We start from the raw sequence: 25,171 nt of genomic DNA on the forward strand, positions 1-25,171 counted from the left end.
CTAGCCAGGCAGCCGGACGGGCATCAGCAGATAGGTATATTCGCTATCAATGGCAGGAAAAGCGCTGCCATCTGGTTCCGGAAGAACAACATCAGCCGGCGCGGGTTGCAGAACCGCCGGCCGGCTCGGCAGGGTGAAGCCGAATATGACCTTGTCGGTGTGAAGAGCGTTCAGGCCGTCGATCAGGTATCCGGGATTGAACGCAATAACTAGTGGTTCCCCGCTGAAATCCGCGGACAAGGATTCGTCGGCCTGGCCGGCATCATCCCCGCCGGCTGAGATCTGGAGGCCATCCTCGGAGAATTCCATTCGCACCTGAGCACCCCGCTCCGCGAGGAGAGCGACGCGCTTGATGGCCTCGATCAGCGGAGCGACCTCGAGAGCGGCTACCGCGGTGTGACTCTTGGGCAGCAGCTGGCGGAACTTGGGGAACTCGGCGTCGAGAAGGCGAGAAGTCGTGCGCCGGCTCGAGCTGGTGACGCCGAGAATTCCTTCGTTGCCCAGGGAGGTGCCGGCTCCTAGCGCAATCTTGACTACGGAATTGTGGGCCCCGCCAATTGTCTTGCCGGCCTCGGACAATGTCTTGGCCGGCACAAGAACTGCCGCATGGGGCTCCGGGGCTTCGGGGGACCAGTCGATTCTCCGGACCGCGAGACGAAAACGATCGGTTGCCGCGAGAACGACAACTTGCTCGTCGATCTCCATGCGAATTCCGGTCAGCATGGGCAGAGTGTCGTCTTTGCCGGCAGCGACGGCGACCTGGGAAATGGCCTCGGTGAATACATCGCCACCAACGGAACCCGTGATCTCGGGAATTGCCGGCAACTGCGGGTAATCCTCGACCGGCATAGTGGGGAGGCTAAACCGGGCGTTGCCACAGACGATGCGCATCTTGGTGCCATCCACTGCGACGTCGACGGGGCGCGCTGGGAGCGCTTTGGTGATATCCGCGAGGAGTCGTCCGGATACAAGCACACGACCTGGATTTCCGACTTCCGCGGAGATCGTGATCTGGGCGGACGTCTCGTAGTCGAAGCCAGAGATCACGAGCCCTGTCTCGGAAGCCTCGAGAAGAACTCCACCCAGGACAGGAACCGCGGGACGACCAGGCAGGTTGCGTGCTACCCAGGTGACCCCATCGGCGAAATCGTCGCGCAGGACGCGGAAGGTGAGGTTGCCAGGTTCCATGGTGCGGACGTGTCCTCTCGACGCCCCGGCTGGTGCTCGGGTGTGGGGGTGGTCTCGGCTGTGCTCCACCACACTAGTCCATCGCGACGACGGTGCGTGACGGAGTGGCTGCGCGCGCCGCGGCACCGTGGTCGGGGGCGTGCCACGAGCCTCTCGAGCACCTCGGGCGCCGGGGTTTTGCACAGCACCTACTTTTATCTTTTTCTTCTAGTAAAGAACTAGTAGTAGTAATAGGTCCTGTGGATTGTGTGGATAAGGTGCCGGCTGCCCTGGTCAGCGTTCGTTTCGGGATGGGGACAAGGGTGTTAATAGACGGGGGTGCTGGTGTGGACAGATGTGTACAACTTGGTGGCTTGTGGGTAACCAGCCCAGTTGTACACAGGTTGTCCACAGCTTATCCCCAAGTTGTGCACAAGGCTGAGGCGGTGTAGTCCACAGGTTATCCCCAGGTTTCGGTTCCCTGTGCACAACCCCGGAACCAGACTGCCGGGCACGAGGCCCCCGTCCCTAGATCTTCGAGCGCTGCCGGATCCGAGCCGTGAGCTCCTGCACCTGCTCGTAGACGCTGCGGTTGCTGTTCATGCCCGAGCGGACCTTCCTGTCCGCGTGCATCACCGTCGTATGGTCGCGGCCGAACGCCTGGCCGATCTTGGGCAGCGAGAGGTCCGTCATCTCCCGGCACAAGTACATCGCGATCTGGCGGGCCTGCGCGACCGCCCGTGTGCGTCCAGGGCCACACAGCTCGTCCATCGTGATGCCGAAGTACTCCGCGACCGTGGTCATGATCGTGGCCGCGGTGATCTCCAGGCTGCGGGAATCCGGCGCGAGGTCGCGCAGGACGATCTCGGCGAGGCGCAGGTCGATCAATTGCTGGTTGAGCGAGGCATAGGCAGTGACCCGGATCAGGGCGCCCTCGAGCTCGCGGATGTTGCGCTCGACGCGGCTAGCGATGAACGCGAGCACATCGTCCGGGACCCGCAGGCGGTCCATCTGCGCCTTCTTGCTGAGAATGGCGATACGGGTCTCGAGCTCGGGCGGCTGAACGTCGGTGATCAGGCCCCATTCGAATCGTGTCCGGAGCCGCTCCTCAAGCGTCGCCAGCTGCTTGGGCGGACGATCGGAGGAGATGAGGATCTGTTTGTTCGCGTTGTGCAGCGTATTGAACGTATGGAAGAACTCCTCCTGGATTCCCTCCTTGTTCTCGATGAACTGGATGTCATCGATGAGGAGCAGATCCACATCCCGGTAGCGCCGCTTGAACGCCACCCGGCGATCATCTCTCAAGCTATTGATGAAATCGTTGGTGAACTCTTCCGTGGATACGTACTTGACGCGCATGCCCGGGAACAGCTTCTGCGCGTAGTGCCCGGTCGCGTGCAGCAGGTGGGTCTTGCCGAGGCCGGACTCCCCCCAGACGAACAAGGGGTTGTAGGCGCGTGCCGGTGCCTCGGCGATCGCGACGGCCGCGGCGTGCGCGAACCGGTTCGATGCGCCGATGACAAAGGTATCGAACGTGTATTTCGGGTTCAGGCTCGAGCGTGGCGAAACGGGGCGGGGTGGTTTCGGGCCACCGGTCGCGTAGGAGGCAGGCCACTCCCCGGACCCGTTGCTGAATCCACCCGGCTCCTCGCGCAGCGAGGTGTCCTCCCTCTGCAAGAAGGTCTCCCCGGACATCGGGGGCTCGTCGTCGATATCCCCGAGCGCGTACTCCGAGTCCGGTGCTGGCGGGGCCGCGGGCTCCTCGTCGCCACCGCCCTCGTCGATTGGCTCGGGCATCGCCGCCGGGTCGACGCTGGTCGCATCGATGCGGACGGCGAGCTCTATGGGCCCCCCGAGATGCCGGCTCAGGGTCTCGGTGATGATGTGCCGCAGGTTGCTCTCGATCGCCTTCTTGGCGAACGCGGTCGGCGCGGCGAGCAGCGCGAAACCATTGGAGATGTCCAGCGGCTTCACCAGGGGAAGCAGCGCGCGATCCTTTCGGCCGAGCATCATGTGCCGCGATCCGGGGCCACTGCCCTCGATGAGTTCCTCGACCACGCTCATCCAGATCTCGGTGAGGTTTCGTGGATCATCCACCACGCTCAAGTCCTTCCGCTGCTCGTCCTGCACGATGGTCCTCAGGTGATGCGCATGGGGCATGCAGACCTGTGGTACCGCGGAGCACGTTGAATGATCGGAGCGTGGGTTATAGCTGATCAGAGTGGTGCTGGCACGCGATACCAAATTATCCACACAATTATCCACAGGTGTGGAGAACTGCGTGGAAGCCACGACGGTACACCGTCGGGGAGGTTTCGCCGGCCAAGCTTGGCTGTCGAGCAGCAGCAGAGCCTCATGATCAACTTGTGGGCGCGGAAGAAGCGCTGAGTGACGCTAGCAAGCCAGCAGCGCGGCGTGCAACGTTTTGGGAAAGGTCCCAGCTCAAGTGACCTGAGTCACCCCCTCCGCCGCGGTCGAGGGCCGCAGCGAGCGAGCCAATCACTGGCGGCTGGGCCCTGGTTTGACCACGCTCGCGAACCTGAGTAGTCTCGTGCAGTCACCAATGAATGCACGGCATTCGCATCCACGCAGGGGTGCGTCGATTATCTGAGGAGTGTTGACCGTGGCGAAGGGCAAGCGGACTTTCCAGCCTAACAATCGCCGCCGGGCGCGGGTTCACGGCTTCCGGCTCCGTATGCGCACCCGCGCCGGACGGAGCATCATCTCCGCTCGCCGTAGCAAGGGCCGCAGCGAGCTCTCCGCCTAGCAACTACGCGCCGGGCGGATTGATCAAGAGTGCTGCCCCAGCGGTATCGCCTTCGCAGTTCCCACGATTTCTCGGTTGTGGTGCGTCGCGGCACCAAGACCAAGCAGCGTGACCTCGTTCTCTACGCTCATCCCCGCGACAGCGAGACGACCATGATCCACGGTCCTCGGGTGGGTTTGATCGTTAGCAAGTCCGTGGGCAATGCTGTGGGCAGGCATCGCGTGTCGCGCATGTTGCGGCACGCTTTTCTCTTTGACACCACGAATCTTGACCTTGATGCCGACGTCGTTATCCGGGCTCTGCCCAGCGCGGGCTCAGCCACCACGGCCGCTCTAGCCGAGCAGATTCGCAGGGGGATCGCGATCGTGAGCCACCGAGGCAGCCTGCGATGACCAGCGGACCAGTCGCAACACTCAGATCCATGCCGGCTCGGGTGGTGCTGGGGCTGGTCCGCTTCTATCGCACGTGGATCTCGCCCTATCGGCTGCCGACCTGCCGGTTCATGCCCACGTGCAGCGAGTACGCGACCGAGGCCGTTCAGGAGCACGGAGCGGCCAAGGGCGTGGCTCTCGCCTTGATCAGGCTGGCCAAGTGCGGGCCATGGCACCCCGGGGGCTGGGATCCGGTACCGGAACGTCGGCATCGGCATGACGAAGCGTGCGAGAATGCCTCGACGGCGAGTGACAATGTGAACAGGAGTTCCTAGAGCTGTGCTCAACTTCATCTACTACCCGGTCTCTGGAATCTTGTGGTTCTGGCACAAGGTCTTCGGGCTGCTGCCGTTCCTCGGGCCAGATCACGGCGTGACCTGGGCACTGTCAGTGGTCTTCCTCGTCTTCACCATTCGCGCGCTGCTCTACAAGCCATTCGTCAAGCAGGTCCGCACGACGCGCAAGATGCAAGAGCTGCAGCCGCAGATCAAGGCGCTGCGCAAGAAGTACTCCAAGGACCGGCAGCGCATGGCGCTCGAGATGCAGAAGCTGCAGCGCGAGCACGGGTTCAACCCCTTGCTCGGATGCCTTCCGATCTTCGCGCAGGTTCCCGTGTTCATTGGTCTCTACCACGTTCTGATGTCCTTCAACAGGACCGGTGGCATTGGCCCGGGACGCCTCAGCATGACTCCCGAGGAGAACGTCAACGAGCCGAACTACGTGTTCAGCGTCCAGGACGTCCAGTCCTTCCTCGACGCCCGGCTCTTTGGTGCCCCTCTCTCCGCAGCGATCGCGCACGCCGAGGAGCTGTATCTCGCCTTCGACGTGCCTGAGCTCCAGAACGGCATTCCTAGCCGGACTGCTGTCGCGTTGATCTCGGTTCCGCTGATGATCATCGCCTCGATCGCGACCCACCTGAACGCGCGTCATTCGATCTCGCGCCAGACCGCGGAGATCGCGGACCAGCCGCAGACAGCGGTGATGAACCGCCTAGCCCTCTACATCTTCCCCTTTGGTGTGCTGGTTGGTGGTCCGTTCCTCCCGGTCGCGGTGCTGCTGTACTGGGTGAGCAACAACGCTTGGACCCTCTTCCAGCAGAAGCTCGTCTACACGCAGATCGACAAGGAGGAAGAGGCGAAGCGGCTGGAGGCTATCGAGCGCCGTGACAGCTACGCCCCGCGCCCGGGTGCCCGGCCCGCTGTGGACAAGCGCTCCGGAGCAAATCCGGAGCAGCCAGAGAGCGGCGAGGAAGCTGGCGGCGCCCCCACTCCCCCGCGTCCTGCCTCGCCCCAGCCGGGAGCCCGACCAGCGCGATCAGCCCGTCCGCGCAACTCCAAGGCGAAGAAGCGAAAGCAGCGGCGACGCTGACCGCTCCCCCGATGACTTTCTCGCTGTCCAATTGCTAGGAGAGTATTGACGTGACCGTGGCAAACCCGGCTGGAAACCAGTCGACCGACGATCTCGAAGAACGCCTTGTCGAAGAAGGCGAGCATGCTGGCGACTACCTGGAGCAGTTGCTCGACATCCTTGACTACGACGGGGATATCGATCTCGATGTAGAGGGCGATCGTGCCATCGTCGCCATTGACGGTGGCGACGACCTCAACAAGCTCGTGGGCAAGCATGGTGAAGTCCTGGACGCGCTGCAGGAGCTCACCCGGCTCGCGGTCCAGCAGTCCACTGGAGCGCGTAGTCGGCTCATGCTGGATATCGCTGGCTGGCGCGCGGGACGGCGCAGCGAGCTCTCGGCGCTTGGCAGCAAGGTGGGGCAACGCGTCAAGAACACAGGCGTGCCGGAGTCGCTGAGGCCGATGACCCCGTTCGAGCGAAAGATCGTGCATGATGCGGTCGCTACGATCGAGGGCGTCCATAGCGAGAGCGAAGGCCAGGACGCCGACCGTCACGTGGTTGTGCTCCCGGACTGAGGCATTGCCTGGCAACCGACCCTGTTGAGCTCCTGCTGCGGCGAGAGCGTGGAACGAACACCCCGGCCGCTATTTCGTCACATGACGTTACAGCGACCGGGGTTTAGTGCATCGTCTTGCCGGCCTCGGCCCGGAACTTTGGGTCGGTTGCGTCGGTCCTCGCGGTGTCGTCGGCCGGCATGCGATCGTTTTTGTCATACTAGTGAGCGTCCTAGCGCACCGTGCGAGTGCCGTTGGGTGCCTTGTGTTCGAGCTCCCTGAAGAAGTGGATGTTTCACGTGAAACAAGTCCCGGATGAGTTCCGCGACGCTGTTCAATCACTATTTGCGGTCAGGGAACCCCTGGCTCAGCAGTATCATGATTTCCTCGCGACCGCCGGGGTCGAGCGTGGAGTGGTCGGACCACGCGAGGTCGATCGGCTCTGGGAGCGACACATCCTCAATAGCGCGGCCATCGAATCCGTGATCGATGACTCCATGACGGTAGTCGATGTGGGCAGTGGCGGTGGACTACCGGGCATCCCGCTAGCGATCGCTCGCCCCGATCTGTCGGTCACCCTTGTCGAGCCGATGCTGAGACGAACCGAGTTCATGGAGGAGTGCCAGCAAGAATCAGGACTCGCGATCCGGATCGTGCGAGGCCGCGCGGAGGACGCGAACGTGCTCAAGCAGGCCGGAGGGGCGGATGTCGCTACCTCGCGCGCGGTGGCTCCCCTGCTGAAACTACTGCGATGGTCCCTGCCGCTGGTCCGCCCGGGCGGCGAGGTCATTGCCATCAAGGGCGCTAGTGTCCATGATGAGATCGCAAGGGATGCAAAGGGATTCAAAAAGCTCGGAGTCGTCGATGGCGAGGTCCAGCAGTGCGGCTCCGACATCCTGGAAACTCCGACGACAGTAGTGCGCATCCGCAAGGCCAATCGACAACGGCGTCGAACCGAGCAGAACAGGAACTGATCATGTCGGACGACCTGAGAACCAGTGTTTCACGTGAAACTTCACGCGAGACAACGCCAAAGTCAGTTGCCGACGCGGAGATGGACGGACTCATCGAGGGCATTCTCGCCGACTCCCCCATCGCGGCCGCCGCTCAGCGCGCGACGAGCTTTCATCACCGCACAGGCGATCCCCTCCCCCGACCCCCTCAGCCCCGCGTGTTCACCGTCGCGAACCAGAAGGGCGGTGTCGGCAAGACGACCACGACCGTGAATCTCGCCGTAGCCCTCGCGGTCCATGGCTTGAATGTGCTCGTCATCGACCTTGACCCCCAGGGCAACGCCAGCACCGCCCTCGGCGCCGAACACGGATCGGGCACCCCTTCGAGCTATGAACTGATCCTCGGCGACATCGAGCCGGCGGAGGCGATCCAGCGGGCAACAGCGAGCGAGAACCTGCATGTCGTTCCCGCGACGATCGACCTCGCGGGCGCCGAGATCGAGCTGGTCATGCTCGAAGGTCGTGAGCACAAGCTCAAGCAAGTGCTCTCCTCTCCGCAGATCCAGCGGCGAGGCTTCGACTACATCTTCATCGACTGCCCACCGTCGCTCGGACTCCTTACGCTCAACGCTATGGTGGCGGCGACAGAGGTGCTGATCCCCATCCAGTGCGAGTACTACGCGCTTGAAGGCGTCGGCCAGCTGCTCAACAACATCGAGCTCGTTCGAGCACACCTGAATCCGCGGCTGAGCATCTCCACGATCCTGCTCACGATGTACGACGCACGCACCAAGCTCGCGGAGCAGGTGGCCAACGAGGTTCGCGGGCACTTCGGCGAGGTAGTTCTTCGAACGGTCATCCCGCGTAGCGTGAAGGTCTCCGAGGCGCCCGGCTATGGAATGAGTGTCATTGAGTACGATGCTGGATCCCGCGGTGCCATGAGCTACCTTGATGCTGGGCGAGAGATCGCGAACCGAGTACGGGATACGGTGAGGAGTTCGCGTGGATAGGGCAACGCAGGTGAACCAGAACAAGCGCGGTGGACTAGGGCGAGGGCTCGCGGCGCTCATTCCTACCGGGCCGACCAATGCTCCGCAGCTTGGATCGGCTGCTGCGGACGTCGTGATCGGACGCGATCCATCGGTCGAGCACGAGCCGACACGGACCATGCCACCGGCTGCGGCTGAGACGGTCGAGCAGGCTGCACGACGGCAGGCCACGGATGACGCCGCTGCGGTGTACCGCGAGATCGATCCCAGCTCGATCGATGCGAATCCCCGGCAGCCACGCCAGGTATTCGATGATGAATCCCTGGACGAGCTCGTTCACTCGATCCGAGAGTTCGGCATGATGCAGCCGATCGTCGTGCGCGAGATCGACGATCGGTACCAGCTCGTCATGGGCGAGCGCCGGTGGCGTGCCGCGCTCGGCCTGGGCATGAAGGCCATCCCAGCGATCGTGCGACAGACTGCTGATGAAGCGATGCTGCGCGACGCGCTGCTCGAGAACATCCACCGCGTGCAGCTCAACCCGCTCGAGGAGGCGGCGGCATACCAGCAGCTCCTCGAGGAGTTCGGCGTGACCCACGACGAGCTAGCGGCACGGATCGGTCGATCGCGGCCGATGGTGACCAACATGATCAGGTTGCTCAAGCTTCCGATCGCCGTCCAGCGGCGCGTCGCAGCCGGCGTGCTTTCCGCGGGGCACGCACGAGCACTGCTCGCCCTGACGGTGGGCGCGGGAGCGCAGGAGCAACTGGCGGCGCGCATCGTGGCCGAAGGACTGTCGGTGCGGGCAACCGAGGAAGCCGTGACGATGCTCAACCAGGCCGGGCCCGCCGCGCAGGAGAACAAGGCCCGCCGCGCCACCCCTCCCCCGCCACCGCAGATCACCGACCTCGCCAACAAGCTTTCCGATGACTTCGACACCAAGGTCACGGTCAGCCTCGGCAAGAGGAAAGGAAAGCTCGTCGTCGAGTTCGGATCGGTCGAGGACCTCGAGCGCATCGTCGGGTTGATGCAGGCACCATCCTGAGCAGGCGGCCAGCCGGTATCCTGGTCGAGACGAACGAGGAAGCACTCCCCAATCACCGCTTGCGATCCAGCGCAAGTCCCGGCACGGAGGACGGCCAGCAACGTGACGACACGGGTCCAGCCCCTCACCCTGGGATCCCTGGCTGATCTTCCCGATCATGCCCGCCGATGCTTGTTCTGGGAGATGGAGCCAGGCGAAACCACGACGGCGCACGCCCAATGTGATCCTGAGTTCGAGAAGGAAGCATGGATCTCCTCCGTCACGCTGAGCTGGGGCTCCTGCGGACTCCTGCTCTACTCCGCCCCGGGCGGCTCATCGGAGGAGCACGTGGCGGGATGCGCGCTCTACGCGCCCCCGAGCAGCGTGCCACGGGCCTCCTCGTTCCCCACATCGCCGGTCAGCGCCGATGCAGTGCTTCTCACCACGCTGTATGTCAGCGAGCTCGCGCTCACCGAGGGCCATCAGGAGACCCTGGTGCAAGCGGTGATCAGCGAGCTCGTTCGCCGCGGCGTGCGCGCCATCGAAGCATTCGGCCACGAGCACGCCGCAACGATCAGTTGGCAGGAGCAGCACAAGGTGCACAAGCGGCCCGGTGATTGCTTGCCCGCGACCTGCATGATCCCTGCCTCGCTGCTGCGCGAGTCACGCTTCATCGAGGTTGCTCCGCATCCGGAGTACCCCAGGTTCCGCTACGAGCTCGACAGCGATCTGGGGTGGAAGGCCGATGTCGAGGCAGCCCTCATGCGGCTCATCGAGACCTCGACGATCACGTTTCCGTCCCCTGCGCCCGTCGCCTAGACCGATGGGCCCGAGAACGAATCGGGCGGGCTACTCCCTGCAACAGGAGTAGCCCGCCCGATTCATAGCGGGAGCCGCCCACGACTACTCGCTGCGGCCCTCCACCGCGAGCTCGTGCGCGAGAAGCTCGGCGAAAGTAAACGTGCCTGTCGGTTGGTCATCCTTGCCCAGCAGGTACAGCCGCTTGACCGCGACCACCACCGCCTCGGCGATGACGTCGCGCATCCGGGGATCGGCCAGCATCGCGACATCCTCGGGGCTCGTGACATAGCCAACATCGATCTGCACGGCCGGCATGCGGGTCAAGCGAAGGATGTCCCAGCTCCGCCCGTGCGAGCGGCAATCCAGCATCCCCGTCCGTGCCACGATCTCGCGCTGCAGGAAGCCCGCCAGGACCGCACCGATCGTTGACTCCGAGCCATTGGGAACCCCGTAGTGGAACGTGGCAACGCCCTTTGCGGTGGAGGAGTCACTGTGGGCGCATTGCAGCGAGATGATCAGATCAGCGTTCAAGCTGTTCGCCATCTCCGCCCGGTCCATCACCGACGGGCATTTGCCGCGCGGCCTGCTGAGGAAGGTCTCCATGCCGGTCGCGCCCATGCGGCCCTCGATCCGGTTGGCGAGATCCCAGAGGATCTCCGCCTCCGTCAGCGAGCCACGGGGCCCCTCGACTGTGATGCCCGTCGTTTCGCCGCCGAGGCCTGGATCGATGATGATGCGCTTGTTGCGCAGCTTCGGGCCCGACTGCCGCACGACCTCCTCGGCGAGGATCGCGTGCGGCGAGCCGCCCGTAACCCGAGCACCGAGCATCTCGAGGGAGCGCAGCGTCTCGGGCCCGCAGATGCCATCGACAACGAGTCCGAACTCCCGCTGGTAGGAGCTCAGGGCGCTGTGCGTCCCTGGTCCGAAGTAGCCGTCGATCATGTCGGTGTAGAAGCCGAGATCCTGCAGGCGCGTCTGAAGCGCGGCAACGTCATCGCCGAACTGGGGAGCGGAGACGTGGTAGGCGAGGATCCGCGCACCGAGCCGGTAGCCAGCCTCCTGGAGAGCTCGCGAGGTCGCCTTGCCGACGATCCCATCCACAAGCAGTCCGCGTTGCTGCTGGAACGCACGGACCGCGGTATCGAGTACGGAATCGAAGACCGACCGTGCCTCTTCCAGATCACCATCATCGTGCAGGAAGCCCAGGCTCACCAGGCGCAAACGAGCCTCGGCCACAGCTGGACCTGAATCTCCAAGCCGAAGATTGTGCATACCGCGGGCCTCTTTCTCGGGAGCGCGCTAGGCGGCGACGCGAAGCCCGGCACCACGGCCAGTGGCTATTGCACGGGAGTCCTCGCGGCGGCAACCCAGCACACGGTCAGCAGCGATTCGTGGGGGCACAGCAGCGCCCCCACGAATCATCCTACTTGGTCAATGCTCCCGGCAGAGAAACTACAGGTGGTTTTCGATCTCCTTGAGCAGGGCGGCCTTTGACTTCGCGCCCACGATCGTGGAGACGGGCTTGCCATCCTTGAACAGGATCATCGTGGGAATCGACAGGATCTGGAAGTCGCGTGCCACGGCCTGGTTCGCATCGATATCGACCTTGGCGATCGTGAGCTGCTCGTCCTTCTCGCGGGAGATCTCTTCGAGGACCGGCGCGACCATTCGGCAGGGCCCGCACCAGGTTGCCCAGAAGTCGACGAGCACAGGCTTGTCGCTGTTGAGGACGTCATCGGCGAACGATGAGTCAGTGACGGTGATAGTGGACATGGAAGACCTTTCCTGTTCCTACGTGGCGGCGACAGCGGAGGCAGTGGTGGATGGGGCATGCTCGGCAAGCCAGCGCTCGGCGTCGATCGCAGCGGCGCATCCGGTGCCCGCAGCGGTGATCGCTTGCCGATAGGTGTGGTCGACGAGGTCTCCGGCGGCGAAGACGCCCGGGACCGAGGTCGCGGTGGATGGGTACGAGACGGAGACATAGCCAGCGTCGTCGAGCGCGACCTGCCCACGCACGAGCTCGCTGCGCGGATCATGCCCGATCGCGACGAAGACACCGGTGACCGGCAGGTCACGCTGCTCGCCCGTCACGGTATCCGTCAGGCGCAGCCCGCTCACGCTCTTGTCCCCGAGCATCTCGTCGACGCGGGCATTGGTGACGAAGGTGATCTTGTCGTTGTCCCGGGCACGCTCGAGCATGATCCGGGAGGCACGGAATTCCTCGCGCCGGTGCACCACGGTCACGCTCCGCGCGAAGCGCGTGAGGAAGGTGGCCTCCTCCATCGCGGAATCCCCTCCGCCGATGACAGCGATGTCCTGGTCGCGGAAGAAGAAGCCGTCGCATGTCGCGCAGGAGCTGCCGCCTCGGCCGAGCAGCCGCTCCTCGCCGGGCACGCCGAGATAGCGGGCAGCAGCCCCCATGGCGAGGATGATCGAGCGGGCCTTGTACTCCACTCCCCCAGCGGTGACGGTCTTGATCTCGCCGTCGAGATCGATCTCCGAGACGTCCTCGCTGCGGATATCGGTGCCAAAGCGCTTGGCCTGCTCACGCATCTCGTCCATCAGGCTGGGTCCCATGATCCCGTCGCGGAACCCAGGGAAGTTCTCGACCTCGGTGGTGGTCATCAGGGCGCCACCGAACTGGGTGCCCTCGAACTGCAGGGGCGCGAGCTGGGCCCGGGCGGTGTAGACGGCAGCGGTGTATCCGGCTGGTCCGGATCCGACGATGATCACGTCCCGCACGTCGCTGTCAGTAGTCTGTGCGCTGGCTTCGGCTGTAGTCATTCGGGCCTTCCCTGATCGCGTCCATCGTGGCGTGCCCACGATGAACCCCTTCTGCTGTGTGACAACACAAGGTTGATCGGGGTTGTTCCCGGATGAGGGCATCAACCTGCAGCATTGGCCGTTTCAATGGGGCGCTAGCTCGGCGGCAATGCCAGCGAGGGCGATCCTGAGCTTGCGATCGAACCAGTCGCGGGGACCCTGCGCGATGGCCTGCTGCCCCGCCTCGAGCGTTTCCTGCATGGAATCAGTATTCTCCGGCTCCCCTCGCGGCCAGGAACTCGCAAGCTCCGATCGTGACGGCATCGAGGTCGAGGGCACCCGGCCGTCCATCTGCTCCGCGCGGCGGCAGTGGTCGATGACCAGCCCTGTCACGAGATCGAGGGCGAGCACGGCATCGGTCGGGCCGAAGTCCATCCTCGCGAGGCAGGCCATGAGGGTGGCCCCGCGCTGCAGGATCATGGGCGAGTACGTGCCGCCCGCGAGCTCGGTGGCAACGCCCGGGTAGGTGTCGCACATGTCGAACAAGGCATTCGCGGTGTCACGGAGGAAGGATTGCCAGTCATCTCTGGGCTGCGGGAACTCTGTCAGGATCACGGCGCGGTCGATGGCGTTGCGGACGAGATCGTCGCGACCGGTGACGTATCGGTAGAGGGTGGCGTGATTGACACCGAGGCGCTGGGCGACGGAGGTCATGGTGATCGTGGCAACGCCTAGCTCCAGCGCGGCGGCGGTGATCTGCTCGCTGGTCACCATTGCGGGGCGTCCGCGCCGGCGGCGACCACCGGCGGTCGGCTCCGTCGGGACTGGACCAACGTTTTCCTCGGCGTGTTGTGCCACACCTCACAAAGTACCGGACAAGTCCGAAAGTTCCGAAGGCGTGCCCCCAGTTCGGGGGACATTTCGCGTCCCGCTTCCCGCGGCTACTCCCCTGGTGCTCCGATCGCCCGCCTATCGAGGATGCCCGCCTCGCCGGGGCCGCAACCATTGCCAATGGTCAGGACGAGCATGCCCGGGCCCGAGGGGGCGGCCACGATCACCCGGAACCGGGCACGTGGCAGGTCCTCGGTGCGCATTGGCTCGACACCAATGATCTCGGTCCCGCCGGGCATGCCCGCCGCATCCAGGCACTCCTGCAGGCGTTGCGGATCGAGTGGTCCGGCTCCCTCGTCGGACCGTCCCGCCTCGAACCCCCAGGGCTGCGTGGCGCTGCCTGGCGGCAGCGAGGCGTCGCTGGAAGCGCCAACAAGATCCACGAGCCGGGGCGAGAGAACGAGCAGCCCCGCGAGCGCAGCGGCACAAGCAACCGCAGCGACCACATAGCGGTGGGAACCACGGCGACGTGCGCGCCGGGTATCCCAGGCTGCCTCAGCGCGCTCCCGTGCTGCTCCGGCCAGCATCGCGTCGAGCTGCTCGGTCAGGTGCACGGGCAGGTCGTCGCCCCTCCCCTGGTTCCCGGGGTGCTCCGCCGAGAGTCGGGCGAGCCTCCGCTGGACTTCATCGAGCTCGCCGAGGAAAGCCCCGGCAGCGGAATCGAGGTGCAGCCGGTCCCGGATGTGCGCCGCGGTAGCGCCCGGCAACGTGCCCGCGTGCAGCTCGCTGAGGAGCTGCCGGTCATAGGGCGGCTCGGGAAGAGCTGGCTCCCGTTGTGTCCGGGGTGGCACAGCGGCTCCTTCCGGTGGCAAGGCTGGGCATGCCTGGTTGTTGTTCAGCACACTAGGTAATGACGCGCGGGAACGCCGATCGGTTCCGTCCCGGATGAAACTCCGCAAGAATTTCCGCAAGCTTCACCCTCCCACGGGCGCAGCGGCTCTTCACCGTGCCCACGGGGACCCCGAGCACCTCTGCGGCCTCGGCCACCGGATACCCCTCCACGTCCACGGCGACCACCGCCGCGCGCTGCTCCGCCGGAAGCAGCATCAACGCCCGGTCGATCGCGTCGGCGATGTCATCACCGGGATCCGGGCAGGCAAGCGATGCCACCTGCTCCGCGATCGATGCGTTCAGCGAGATCGCAGGACGTACTCGGTTCCGACGCATCCGATCGAGGCAGGAATTGACCACGATGCGGTGCAGCCAGCTGCGCACGGCAGCGTCGGCGCGGTACCCCTCGGCCATGCGGAAAGCCGAGAGCATGGCCTCCTGCAACGCGTCGGCCGCGTCCTCGTCGCAATAGCTGGTTCTCTTTGCCACTCGCCACAAGTACCGCTGATGACGATGGATAAGTTCAGCGAAAGCCTGCGTGTCCCCCGACACGTGTGCGGCAATCAATTCCCTATCCGACATCGCGGATGTGGCGACCCCCCTTGTGTGTCGCACCACACCAGGATATCGCGAAGCGGGGCCATGCACGAGTCGAGCAGGGCAGGCCCGGGAACGCGCTCGGGCCCTCCCGGAGGAAGGGCCCGAGCAGTACTCGCGTGAACTATTGCTGCGCAGTCACTTCGATCTCGCTGATGTCGGCTTGCAAACGTCCCTCGGCGTCGCTGAGCTGATCGATCCACACCAGGAGGTACTGGCCGCGAGCGCCCGGATCGAGCGCGATCGTGGTCGAACCATCCCCGAGCTCGGCGGTGCCCACGACGACGGTGTCATCGAGCGCGGGCTCCGGCTCGTCCGCGACCCGGATCTCGATCCGCGACCCGGGACGAGTCGTCTCGATCTCGACCTCGGAGAACCCATACTCGTCGTTGAACGTCAGGATCAGGCCAACGCCATTCTTGAACGCCGGGAACTGCTGGAAGTACTGGGACGTCGACCACGATGTACCCGGGTCGCCGTCGATGGCGTTGCTCGCGGTACCGGGGTTGTCCGGTTGCTGCTGCGGCGAGTACACCGTGGCTTCGTTCGGCGTGACGGCGAAATCCACAGCACGCCCTCCGCCGGATTGGTCCAGCCCGGGAACGCGTGGCTCGGCGGTGAACCCGAGCGGCTGGCGCTGGACAGGCGTGTTGGTGCCATCCATCAGCGCCTTGGTCAGCTGCGTCGCGGCGATCGACAGGATCACCACGGTCACGATGGCGAGGAGCGACAGCACCAGCACGACGCGGCGGGACCGCTTGCGCCGCTCTTCCGGGGTCATCAGGATCGACTGGGGCTTGATCCGGACCGAGCGGGGCCGCACGTTGGCCTGCGTGGCACGGATGACCGGGATCATGTCGGTGGATTGGTCCGCCATGGTTGCCTGGTCAAGGATCTGGTGCACCGTAGCGGCTGTGCGGATCCCGCTGCTCGGGTGCAGCGCCCGCAGCGCGACCGCGGAGATCTCGTACGGAACCCCTGCACGGATGCTGCGCGGATCCGTGGGGTTCCCCTCGCTATCAAGCTCCGGCGCCGGGAGACCGCCGATGCTCGTGCCGGGCCGCGCGAATTCTGCCCCTGTGGCACGGCCGCGATCGACCAGGGCATCGCCGGGCTCGGCGAGCGGCCAGAACCCCGTGACGAGCGCGTACAGCGCAGCGCCGAGGCCATGGACATCGCGCGTCTGATCAGCATCGGCCGCCGTGCCCGGGAACGCGAGCACGGCGTCGCCCGCCGTATTGATGCGGATGCGATCGGGATGATCGATGGACAGCGCCGTGCCTGATCGGTGCGCCGCCTCCGCGGCGGAGGCGAGCGCGCGCACCGCGCGCGCGGCACCCACAGCGGCAGGCTTGCTGTCCGCGATCTCCCGCAGGGGCTGGCCCAGTGTCCATTCCGAGATGACGATGCCACCCGCCCGGCCCTTGACCACATCGAGCACCCGGGCGACGCCGGGCGAGTCGATGCGCGCGAGGCGCAGCGTGCGTGCCAGCAGCGCGTCATGGCTCTCGGCCTCGTCGGCACCCGCCTCCTCGGCAGACGGAGCCATCACAAAGGTCAGCGCGACATCACGCTCGAGCTTGAGGTCCTGCGCCTGCCAGAAGAAGAGGCCGCGCGCGCGGCCATGCTCCTCAATGAGCCGGTATCGGCCACCGGCGACGATCGTGCCGGGCGTGAGCCGGGGCCGCCTGCCGTGGGAGGGGCCGGATCCTGCATCGTCGTGACTGCCGGTCCCGGGATCGGTCAAGGTTTCCGAGGCGTCGTTCATTCTCTTTCCTTCAGTCACACCAGGTGACACGTCGCCGGTTGCGTCGCGGTGCCCATGCGAAACAGAGTGCTCAGGGCCAGAGTACGACAGGTTGGCGGCAATCCCGGCGTGCTGCTGCGGAGCGTCCGGCGATTCTTCCTCGGTAGCGCCTCCGCGGAGGGCCTTCGCGGTGCCCCTCCCCCGCTGTAGCTTGCCCGCGACCCGGCCGAGCGCGCCGAATACCACAGCAACCTCGGGCACGCCCAGCTTGTAGAGGATCGTGTAGGAGACGCCCAGGATCAGCACGGTGGCAGCGAGCAGATCGATCCAGGCGTTGAAGCGCCCCAGGAACTCCAGGGGAACGACGAACCTACGGAGTATCAGGTACCCGAAGTACGCCGCGGCACCGGCCACCGATGCCGCGAACACCATGAACATCGAGCTGAAGGTGTAGCGCAGGCGGAGCGGGCCGAGCCGTCGGCGCAGCAGCACCGCGCCGACGACGGCGCCCGCGACGAATCCAGCCCCGTTCGCGAAATGCAGGAATGCCACGACCTGGCTGGGATCGTTCGCCAAGCGCGGCGCGAGCAGGGAGAGCACGACCTTGACGGTGGTGATGCCGATGATGATCCAGGTGGGCGTCCAGCCGTCGCTGCTGGCGTAGAAGACGCGCAGGTGCAGCAGCACCAGGGCGTACGGCACGAGCGAGAACGCGGCAAGGGACAAGGTGCCGGCCAGCATGGCGGCATCGTCGGTGCCGAAGTTCCCGTACTGGAACAGGACGATGGAGATCGGCGTGCTCGCCACCGTCATCACGGCGATCACCGGGATCATCGCGACCATGGTCATGCGGGTGGCCATGGTCAGGTCGGAGATGACCGCCTGGTGGTCCTGCTGGGCTGCGCTGCGGCTCATGCGGGGCATGATCGCCGTGAGGACGGCCACCCCGAGCACGCCGTAGGGGACCTGGAGCAGCAGCCAAACGATGTTGTAGATCAGCGCGGCACCCTCGCTCGACCCGGAGGCCACGTTGTAGGTGACCACGAAGCCGATCTGGCTGATCGCCACGTACACGACGATCGCCGCGGCCATGCTGCCGAACTTCTTGAACCGCGGATCCAGCCCCCAGAGCGGGCGGATGGGAACCTTGGCGCGGCGAATGCTCGGGATGAGGACCATTGCCTGGGCGACCACGCCCAGCGTGGTGCCAATGCCGAGGAACAAGACGGAAGCGGTCGACATATCGGTCGGATCCCGCCAGATGAGGTAGAAGCCCCCCAGGGTCGCAATGGCGATGATGTTGTTGGCCACCGGCGCCCACGCGCCAGGCGCGAAGACCCCGCGCGTATTGAGCATCGCGGCGAACACGGCGGTGAGGCCGTAGAAGAGGATCTGCGGCAGCAAGAGGTACGCGAGCGCCTCGGTCAGCCCACGATCCACGACGGAGCCACCGCGGTTGAGCATGAGCGAGACGAGGAACGGCGCGGGGGCCATGGCGACGACCGTTGCCCCGAGCAGGATCGTCGTAGCGAGGGTCAGCAATTGCCGGGTGAACCGCTCTCCCCCATCGCTGTCCTCGTGCTCCGCCCGGACGAGCATGGGCACGACCACTGCGGCGAGCACCGCGCCGAGCACGAGCTGCTCGACGAGGTTCGGCAACACGTTGGCGATGGTGAAAGCGTCACCAACAAAAGTACCGAGCACCGCGGCGATCAGCACGGTGCGCAGGAACCCGGTGGCGCGGCTGATCATCGTCGGCACGGCCATCGACCCGGTATTGCGCATCATGGTCGTGTCGGCCTGATCATGCCGCGACGGTTCCTTGCTGGGCCCGGCCGGCTGCCCGCCTTCGGTACCGGTCACCTTCGCGGACATGCCGCTGTCCTGCGTGGATTCGGCTTGGTCAGGTGCTGCGGACACTATCGGGGATTTGCCGGTCATGTCCACGGGCAGGGGCGGGAGGCTGCGCCCGGCCGCGGCGGGGCGCCCGGCGGACCCTCGCGGGCTGGTGCTTCGCGAGCGATGCAGCGATTCGGGAAAGCGCTCCCACGGCGCCCGCGGCGAGCGGGGCCGTTCCTGCCCGGGGCTGGATCCGTCAGGGGGGTGCGTGCCATCCGTCATGTGTGCTCGTGGCCTTCGTCAGCTGGATCGGGTTGTCCGCGGAACCGGTGCCAGAGCCGGCGTCCCGCGAGGAGGAGCAGCAAGGCACCAGCGGTACCGGTGAGGATCGTCATTATCCGCCCGTACGCAGTCGAACGGACTGAAATGCGGATGGACTCCCCGAGCAGATCGCCATCGGGCGTGCTGAGCCGGAGATCCACGGCGAACGGGCGATTGTTCGTCACCCTCGTCGGGATCGACAGTTGCCGCGACCCGCGCGGCGGCAGCTGCTGGGTTCCGAGCTCCTCGAAGGCCACGCCGGGCGGGGCCGTTGCCACGATGCGCACGCGAACGGGCACCGGCAGGTCATTGCGGGCAATGAGCAGCAGCGGGCTCTGAGCGGAGGCAAGGGTCTGGACGCCGCCGGGATTGAGGATCGTGATCTGGTCGTGCATTCGCGCGATGGCCTGGCTGACGGATTCGGCTCGCCGCGCGGCGGCACGGCTGGCCGTCCCGGGGTCGGCCCTGCCGGCGGTGGTGAGCGCGCGGACGAGATCGTCGCGCAGGGGCGCGAGGAACGCGTCGGGGGTCAGCGGAAGAGTGGGGTCGGTCACGAGCGCGGAGGCGAGCTGCTCTACCGAGCGCGAGGCGCTCAGCACGTCCTCGAGCACGCTATCGGGTACCCGTACATCCTCATGGCGCTGCGGGTACTGCACGGTCCCGGGGGGATGGCCCGCCCCGGGCTGGCGAGCCTCATCGGCGATCGCGCCGAACGGGGCCGGTATCGCCTTGTTGGTGAGCATCAAGGTAGCTATGGAGGACATCAGCGCATCGCCCTCCGCGGCACTGATCGTCCATTCGCGCGGCGGGAGCAGCAGGGTCGCGGAGGGCGCTGCCGGGGCGCCGTCGCCGCGTTCGGCGAGGCTGGGCCAGGCGACCGCTGCGATCGTGTCCTGGAGGCGGGCGAGCCGATCCTTGCTCGCGGGATCCGTTCCCGCTTGCTCGGCGAACACCGGGACCGAAGGCTCCTCCCCCATCGCCGCGAGGAGCTGGGCCTGGCCGCCATCGAGGAGCATCGCGGGCAGGGAGCCGCTTCCCGGTGTTGACAGGGCGGCGAACCGCTCCCCCCGCGGAGGCCGGGCATCGACCAGCGCGGCATCGTCGCTGATCACCACGGCGTCCGCTGGGGTGCCCGCGAGCATGTCCGCGGCCTGAGCGCTGATGACCGCCTCATCGGGAATGGTGACTCCTTGGACGGGCTGCGCCCCGAGAATGGTCGCGAGGACATCCGTGCCACGGGTGAGCGATCGCTCGGTCAGGCCGGGGAGCTGCAGCCGGGCCAGGGCCTCGAGGTCGGCCTGGGCGGCGGGCGCGGCAACGATGCACACCTCCTGGGCGAGGGCACGGAGCCGATCGAGCCATCGCCCCGCGATCCCTGCCCCGTTCCCGGGCGCGGTCCCGCCACCGGCGAGGGAAACCTGGTAGCCGGATCCCATCGCGTTGATCGTCGAGAGAAGGTCGGGATCGATGAGCAGGCAGAGCGAGGAAGAGACGAGCGCGCTGCCCGGGGCCGTGGGAGCGATCGCGCGCCCCGCCACGGCTAGCAGGACATCGAGCCGTCCCCCCGGCGCGAGAGCTCCGGCGAGCGCATCGGTGGAGAGGGTGGGCCCGTCCTCCCCCGCGGAGCTGCCGGGCGCGATGCTCGGCTCGTCGACTAGCGGCCACAGCATGGTGAGGGGAACCGGATCACGGGCGGGGGCTTCCGTGCCGGCCTCCGCGCGCTCGTCGTCCCCGCTCCGGGCAGGCACGTCGTCGGGCGCCTCGCCCGGTGGGAGCTCGAGCACCGGCAGAAGGAATCGTGCTGAATGGTCCCGGATGCCGAAGCCCTCATGCTGCGCGGTGACATTCACGAGGATCGGGAAGATTCCAGTCTCGCGCACGTAGAGGGAGTCGCCCTCCTCGGGTAGCAGCGGGAACGAAGCGGTGAATGACTGGCTCTCCCCCGGCTCGAGCGTGTCCGCAACCGGGATGCTCGGCGTGAAGATCGGATAGTCCGGCTCGGCGAGCAACGCGGTTGACAGCAGTTGCGATTCGGTCGACACCCGCGCCGCGCGCTGGAGCCGTACGGCGAGCCCAGCTGCCGCCGAGCTCGAGGTGTTGGTGATGGTGCCGGTCACCGTGAGGTCGGGGCCGGTAGTTCCCGTGACGACGGATGGGGTGATCGAGTCCAGTCGCACCGCGAGCGGCCCGGACATGCCCGGGCCCTGATCGGGCGCTGGCTGCGCGCTGCTGATCACGGGCGGCGCGACGATCATCACCAGTGCGCTCGCGAGCAGGACAAGCAGGATCCGGGCAGGTGCGCCAGCGCGCCAGAACCTCATGACGTCGTGGAATCCCTTGTGCTGCTCGGGGCGCTGCCGGGCTGTGGAGTCGCCGCCTTGTCCTCGGTGACCGCCTCGATGCTGGCATCGACGAAGTCCTTCATGCTGGCGATCAGCTCGCTGGCCATGCGCGCGAGCTTGCGCTCATCAGCGTACGCGAGCCGCGAGTCCAGCTCGGACAAGGGAACCCAGGCGACCTCGGTCACTTCCATGTCGGCATCGGACAGCTCCCCGCCAAGGAACCGCAGCAGGTAGTGATGCACGGTCTTGTGCACGCGGCGCCCCTCGGTGACGAACCAGTAGTCGATGCTGCCGAGCGACGCGAGGACACGACCCTGGATGCCCGTTTCCTCGGCGACCTCGCGCATCGCCGTCTCCTCGGCGGTCTCCCCTAGCTCGATGTGGCCCTTCGGCAGCGACCACAGCAACCTGCCCCGCCGATCGAGCCGACCGATCAGGGCTGCCCGCAGCATCTCGCGGCCACCTTCCCATCCGGTGATGACAAGCCCTCCGGCCGAGGTCTCCCGCACGGTGCGGAGCCGGCGCTTGCGGGGCAGCTTCTCATTGCCCTGGACCTGGTTGCGGTTGCGCCGTCCGCCCCGTGCCGAGCCCCGTGCTGATCGTCCCTGGTCCTTGGTGCTGCCGTGCCCTTGGCCGGAGCGCGGGCCATCGTGGTTGTCCTGGCGGTCCTGGGACGGGGCTGGCTTGATGTGGTGCGGCTGGCGGGCGGCATCCCGTGGGGTCCGCTGTATTGGTGCGGGTGCTCCGTCCACTGGCCGGGGCTGGGCCGCGCCCCCCTGGCGTGGCTGACCACCTTGCGGCCGCGGGCGCCGGCGCCGCTGTGGTACACGTTCGTCAGGAGACACTTAGCCATGGTACCGGTAAGCACCGGGTGCACCGGCATGACGCAGCCATGCACTATGGAGCAGATCAGGGCCGGTAGCACGGATGCGGCGCACAGCGCACCGACCGGTAGGGTGTCATGCCGTGGTGCCACAGTCCCAGAACGACCAGCACGCGCGCGCGCTCGCGGCCGCGGTGATAGCCCTGCGACCGCACGATACGATGCTGCGCGAGCTTGGCTCGCGATTCCATGCGCAAGGCCATGAGCTGTACCTCGTGGGCGGCTCGGTGCGCGATGCCGTGCTCGGGAGGCTGGGCAACGACCTCGACTTCACCACCGACGCGCGGCCAGCAGCAGTGCAAGCGATCCTGCGCGGCTGCGTCGAGCGGCAGTGGGACACCGGTATCGAGTTCGGGACGATCAGCGCCGTCAAGCATGGCACGCAGATCGAGATCACGACCTTCCGTTCCGATACCTACGATGGCAGCTCCCGCAACCCTGAGGTTGTCTTCGGCGAGAGCCTCGACGGTGATCTCGTACGGCGGGACTTCCGGCTCAACGCGATGGCGGTCCGGATCTCCCCCGCTGGAGTCGGAGAGTTCATCGATCCGCTCGACGGCCTCGCCGATGTCGTGGCGCGGCGGCTCGACACCCCCGCCGCGCCGGAAACATCGTTCCATGACGACCCCTTGCGCATGCTGCGCGCGGCACGCTTTGCCGCGCAGTTGCGCGTCGAGGTCGCGCCCCGGGTGGTCGATGCGATGCGCGGCATGGCTGACCAGATCGCGCGGGTGACCGTTGAGCGAGTACGCACCGAGCTCGACAAGCTGATGCTCGGCGCCGACCCCATCGCGGGCATCGAGATCCTGGTCTCCACGGGCCTCGCGGACCATGTGCTCCCCGAGATCCCCGCCATGCAGCTCGAGATCGACGAGCATCACCAGCACAAGGACGTCTACCGGCACTCGCTCACCGTTCTCGGCCAGGCGATCGACCGCGAGGACGACGGTCCTGATCTCGTCCTGCGGTGGGCGGCGCTGCTCCATGACATCGGCAAGCCCGCCACCAAGCGCAACGAGCCGGCCGGTGGCGTGAGCTTCCACCACCACGAGGTCGTGGGTGCCAAGATGACCCGCCGCCGCATGCGCGCCCTCAAGTACTCGAAGAGCATGATCGAGGACGTCTCGAAGCTGGTGTACCTGCACCTGCGGTTCCACGGCTACGGCAAGGGCCAGTGGACCGATTCGGCAGTGCGCCGCTACGTCACCGATGCCGGTCCCCTGCTCGACCGGCTGAACAAGCTCGTCCGCGCCGACTGCACCACGCGCAACAAGCGCAGGGCCAACGCCCTGCAGCGCGCGTACGACGATCTCGAGCGCCGGATCGTCGAGTTGCAGGAGCAGGAGGACCTCGCGCGGGTGCGCCCGGATCTCGATGGAAACGCGATCATGGAGCTGCTCGGCATCCGGCCCGGCCCGGAGGTCGGGCAGGCATGGAACTTCCTCAAGGAGCTACGACTCGACCGCGGGCCGCTGGATCGGGACGAGGCCGGGGCCGCGCTGCTCGCATGGTGGCAGCAGCGCTCAGTGGAAGGGTAGCCGCCTCGCCCACAGGCGCAGTAGTTCCCGCGCGCGCTCGGTGGTGGTGCGCGGAGGGGTCGCCCGCGTCTCGTTGAGGGCGATCAGGGCTATCGCGAGCACATACGCTCCTGCGCCGACCATCACGATCGATAGTGATCGCCCATCGGCAGCGATTCCGATGGATGCGGCAGCCATAGCTCCGACGAACAACGCATTGAACAGCATGTCCTGGAGGGCGAACACGCTCCCCCGCTCCCGGTCAGCGATCTCGATCTGCATCGCCGCGTCGCCCGATAGCTTGATCATCTGCCCCGCCACGCCCAGCAGGAACGCCGCCACGACCAGCGCATCATGACCGAGCATGCTCACGATCATGACCTGGGTGACCGCCGCGAGCAGCACCGCTGCCACGATGGTCCGGGTCCGCCCTAGCCAGGGCACGATAAGCGGCGCGAGCACCGCGCCGACGAGCATGCCCCCGGCGGTGACCGCGACGGCGAGGCCGAATCCGGCGAGCCCGCCGGGGAGCATCGATCCCGGGTCGGGCGATCTGAGCACCAGCACCATGATCAACGTGTTGATGCCAAAGACAGCGCGGTGGGCCGCGAGCGCCAGCAGCGCGGACGTCACGCCTTTCGAGCGCCAGGCGGCACGCGCGCTCGTCGCGAGGCCTGACGCTATCGCCCGCGCTTCTCGGACGACGCCCACCCGCTCCCCCGCGCGACCGCCATGCGGGCCGAGCAGCCGGGCCGGGAACCCCCACGCCAGGAACACCCCAAGAGCAAGGGGCGCGAAGGTGATCAGCACGGTCGTGCCAGAGCCCCGGTCCCCCGCCCCCGCGAGGGTCGCGATGGAGATCGACGCCGTGGCGCCCAGCGCCGCCAGGGCAGCTCCCACGGTCACGAGGATCGAGTTGACGGGCACCAGCATGGTGCTCGGGATGGTGTTCGGCAGGGCCGCGGACATGCCCGCGAACATGAACCGGCTCGTGCCGATGGCAGCCAGCGCGATAAGGATCAAAGCGGGCCCCGGGATCGACGCCAGCAGCACGTAGCCAGCGGCGACGGTGAGCACCATGCGCGCGATCATCGCCCATACGAGGACCCAGCGCCGGTCCCAGCGGTCGAGGAGCACCCCGACGAACGGACCGATGATCGAGTACGGCAGGAGGAGCAGCACGAAGCCTGCGGCGATCGCCCGCGGATCGGCGTTGCGCTCGGGATTGAACAGGATCGCGCCCCCGAGCGCTGCCTGGAAGAACCCATCGGCGAACTGGTTGAGCCACCTGACGACCGCGAGGCGCAGCAGAGGCGGCCGGTCCCGCACGGCCTCGGCGAATGCGCGGATGCGCCTTATCAACCTGGATCCTTACGGTGGTTCGCGCGTGGACGGTCGCGGGGA

At 66.4% G+C, this 25,171-nt stretch carries 22 protein-coding genes; 10 read left to right on the forward strand and 12 right to left on the reverse strand.

The features are described from left to right. A complete protein-coding gene (gene dnaN / locus HT102_RS11025) occupies positions 1-1,188 on the reverse strand; it encodes a DNA polymerase III subunit beta (RefSeq protein WP_192039484.1) in 1,188 nt (395 codons plus the stop codon). A gap of 507 nt (positions 1,189-1,695) precedes the next feature. After that, positions 1,696-3,231: a chromosomal replication initiator protein DnaA gene (gene dnaA, locus HT102_RS11030; RefSeq protein ID WP_408611352.1), complete on the reverse strand. Its 1,536-nt coding sequence runs from the start codon at positions 3,229-3,231 to the stop codon at positions 1,696-1,698. Between the two features lie 559 nt (positions 3,232-3,790). Between dnaA and rpmH the strand changes: the two genes are divergently transcribed. The 9 genes from rpmH to HT102_RS11075 all read left to right on the forward strand — a co-directional run bounded on the left by rpmH (position 3,791) and on the right by HT102_RS11075 (position 10,054). Continuing rightward, positions 3,791-3,934, forward strand: coding sequence for a 50S ribosomal protein L34 (rpmH, locus tag HT102_RS11035; protein ID WP_149360249.1), 144 nt, complete (start codon positions 3,791-3,793; stop codon positions 3,932-3,934). Positions 3,935-3,963: 29 nt separating this feature from the next. Next, positions 3,964-4,326 (forward strand): ribonuclease P protein component, encoded by a 363-nt coding sequence (gene rnpA, locus HT102_RS11040; RefSeq protein ID WP_192039485.1) that lies wholly within the window; start codon positions 3,964-3,966, stop codon positions 4,324-4,326. Continuing rightward, the gene (gene yidD, locus HT102_RS11045) at positions 4,323-4,640 is read left to right on the forward strand and encodes a membrane protein insertion efficiency factor YidD (protein WP_192039486.1); all 318 of its coding nucleotides are present in this window, start codon (positions 4,323-4,325) and stop codon (positions 4,638-4,640) included. The genes rnpA and yidD overlap by 4 nt, the downstream gene beginning before the upstream one ends. 4 nt (positions 4,641-4,644) lie before the next feature. Beyond that, on the forward strand, positions 4,645-5,733 hold the full coding sequence (gene yidC, locus HT102_RS11050; RefSeq protein WP_192039487.1) for a membrane protein insertase YidC: 1,089 nt from the start codon (positions 4,645-4,647) through the stop codon (positions 5,731-5,733). A 50-nt stretch (positions 5,734-5,783) separates the two neighbouring features. Then, a complete protein-coding gene (locus HT102_RS11055) occupies positions 5,784-6,290 on the forward strand; it encodes a Jag family protein (RefSeq protein WP_333473395.1) in 507 nt (168 codons plus the stop codon). Positions 6,291-6,559: 269 nt separating this feature from the next. Next, positions 6,560-7,243: a 16S rRNA (guanine(527)-N(7))-methyltransferase RsmG gene (rsmG, locus tag HT102_RS11060; protein ID WP_192039600.1), complete on the forward strand. Its 684-nt coding sequence runs from the start codon at positions 6,560-6,562 to the stop codon at positions 7,241-7,243. A gap of 2 nt (positions 7,244-7,245) precedes the next feature. Further along, positions 7,246-8,232, forward strand: a complete 987-nt coding sequence (locus HT102_RS11065) for a ParA family protein (protein WP_192039488.1) — start codon at positions 7,246-7,248, stop codon at positions 8,230-8,232. Positions 8,233-8,242: 10 nt separating this feature from the next. Further along, positions 8,243-9,256 carry a ParB/RepB/Spo0J family partition protein gene (locus tag HT102_RS11070; RefSeq protein ID WP_192039601.1) on the forward strand — a complete coding sequence of 338 codons (1,014 nt, stop codon included), beginning with the start codon at positions 8,243-8,245 and terminating at the stop codon, positions 9,254-9,256. A 102-nt stretch (positions 9,257-9,358) separates the two neighbouring features. Next, positions 9,359-10,054 (forward strand): GNAT family N-acetyltransferase, encoded by a 696-nt coding sequence (locus HT102_RS11075; RefSeq protein ID WP_192039489.1) that lies wholly within the window; start codon positions 9,359-9,361, stop codon positions 10,052-10,054. 84 nt (positions 10,055-10,138) lie between these two features. Here HT102_RS11075 and HT102_RS11080 read toward each other — a convergent pair whose 3' ends face one another. The 9 genes from HT102_RS11080 to HT102_RS11120 form a co-directional block, all read right to left on the reverse strand. Further along, complete coding sequence (locus HT102_RS11080; RefSeq protein WP_192039490.1) at positions 10,139-11,308, reverse strand: N-acetylmuramoyl-L-alanine amidase; 1,170 nt, start codon at positions 11,306-11,308, stop codon at positions 10,139-10,141. 180 nt (positions 11,309-11,488) lie between these two features. Beyond that, positions 11,489-11,809: a thioredoxin gene (trxA, locus tag HT102_RS11085; RefSeq protein ID WP_192039491.1), complete on the reverse strand. Its 321-nt coding sequence runs from the start codon at positions 11,807-11,809 to the stop codon at positions 11,489-11,491. Positions 11,810-11,827: 18 nt separating this feature from the next. Further along, a complete protein-coding gene (gene trxB, locus HT102_RS11090; RefSeq protein ID WP_192039492.1) occupies positions 11,828-12,820 on the reverse strand; it encodes a thioredoxin-disulfide reductase in 993 nt (330 codons plus the stop codon). 123 nt (positions 12,821-12,943) lie between these two features. Continuing rightward, positions 12,944-13,573: a TetR/AcrR family transcriptional regulator gene (locus tag HT102_RS11095; RefSeq protein WP_192039493.1), complete on the reverse strand. Its 630-nt coding sequence runs from the start codon at positions 13,571-13,573 to the stop codon at positions 12,944-12,946. A gap of 167 nt (positions 13,574-13,740) precedes the next feature. Beyond that, positions 13,741-14,481, reverse strand: coding sequence for a hypothetical protein (locus tag HT102_RS11100; protein ID WP_192039494.1), 741 nt, complete (start codon positions 14,479-14,481; stop codon positions 13,741-13,743). A 52-nt stretch (positions 14,482-14,533) separates the two neighbouring features. Then, positions 14,534-15,103: an RNA polymerase sigma factor SigM gene (gene sigM / locus HT102_RS11105; RefSeq protein ID WP_225443580.1), complete on the reverse strand. Its 570-nt coding sequence runs from the start codon at positions 15,101-15,103 to the stop codon at positions 14,534-14,536. Between the two features lie 139 nt (positions 15,104-15,242). Continuing rightward, a complete protein-coding gene (gene murJ / locus HT102_RS11110; RefSeq protein WP_192039496.1) occupies positions 15,243-18,740 on the reverse strand; it encodes a murein biosynthesis integral membrane protein MurJ in 3,498 nt (1,165 codons plus the stop codon). 242 nt (positions 18,741-18,982) lie between these two features. Then, positions 18,983-21,346 (reverse strand): DUF6049 family protein, encoded by a 2,364-nt coding sequence (locus tag HT102_RS11115; protein WP_192039497.1) that lies wholly within the window; start codon positions 21,344-21,346, stop codon positions 18,983-18,985. Then, on the reverse strand, positions 21,343-22,212 hold the full coding sequence (locus HT102_RS11120) for an NUDIX hydrolase (RefSeq protein ID WP_408611349.1): 870 nt from the start codon (positions 22,210-22,212) through the stop codon (positions 21,343-21,345). Before HT102_RS11120 ends, HT102_RS11115 begins: the two co-directional genes overlap by 4 nt. A 124-nt stretch (positions 22,213-22,336) precedes the next feature. Here HT102_RS11120 and HT102_RS11125 point away from each other — a divergent pair, with 124 nt between their 5' ends. Next, complete coding sequence (locus HT102_RS11125) at positions 22,337-23,788, forward strand: CCA tRNA nucleotidyltransferase (RefSeq protein ID WP_408611353.1); 1,452 nt, start codon at positions 22,337-22,339, stop codon at positions 23,786-23,788. Here the strand turns inward: HT102_RS11125 and HT102_RS11130 are convergent. Next, entirely contained in the window at positions 23,774-25,129 is a 1,356-nt protein-coding gene (locus tag HT102_RS11130) for an MFS transporter (protein WP_225443549.1), read from the reverse strand. The two genes, HT102_RS11125 and HT102_RS11130, sit on opposite strands and share 15 nt — an antisense overlap. Positions 25,130-25,171: the final 42 nt, after the last annotated feature.

This window comes from Lolliginicoccus lacisalsi (assembly GCF_014841105.1).
Classification (GTDB): Bacteria; Actinomycetota; Actinomycetes; order Mycobacteriales; family Mycobacteriaceae; genus Lolliginicoccus; species Lolliginicoccus lacisalsi.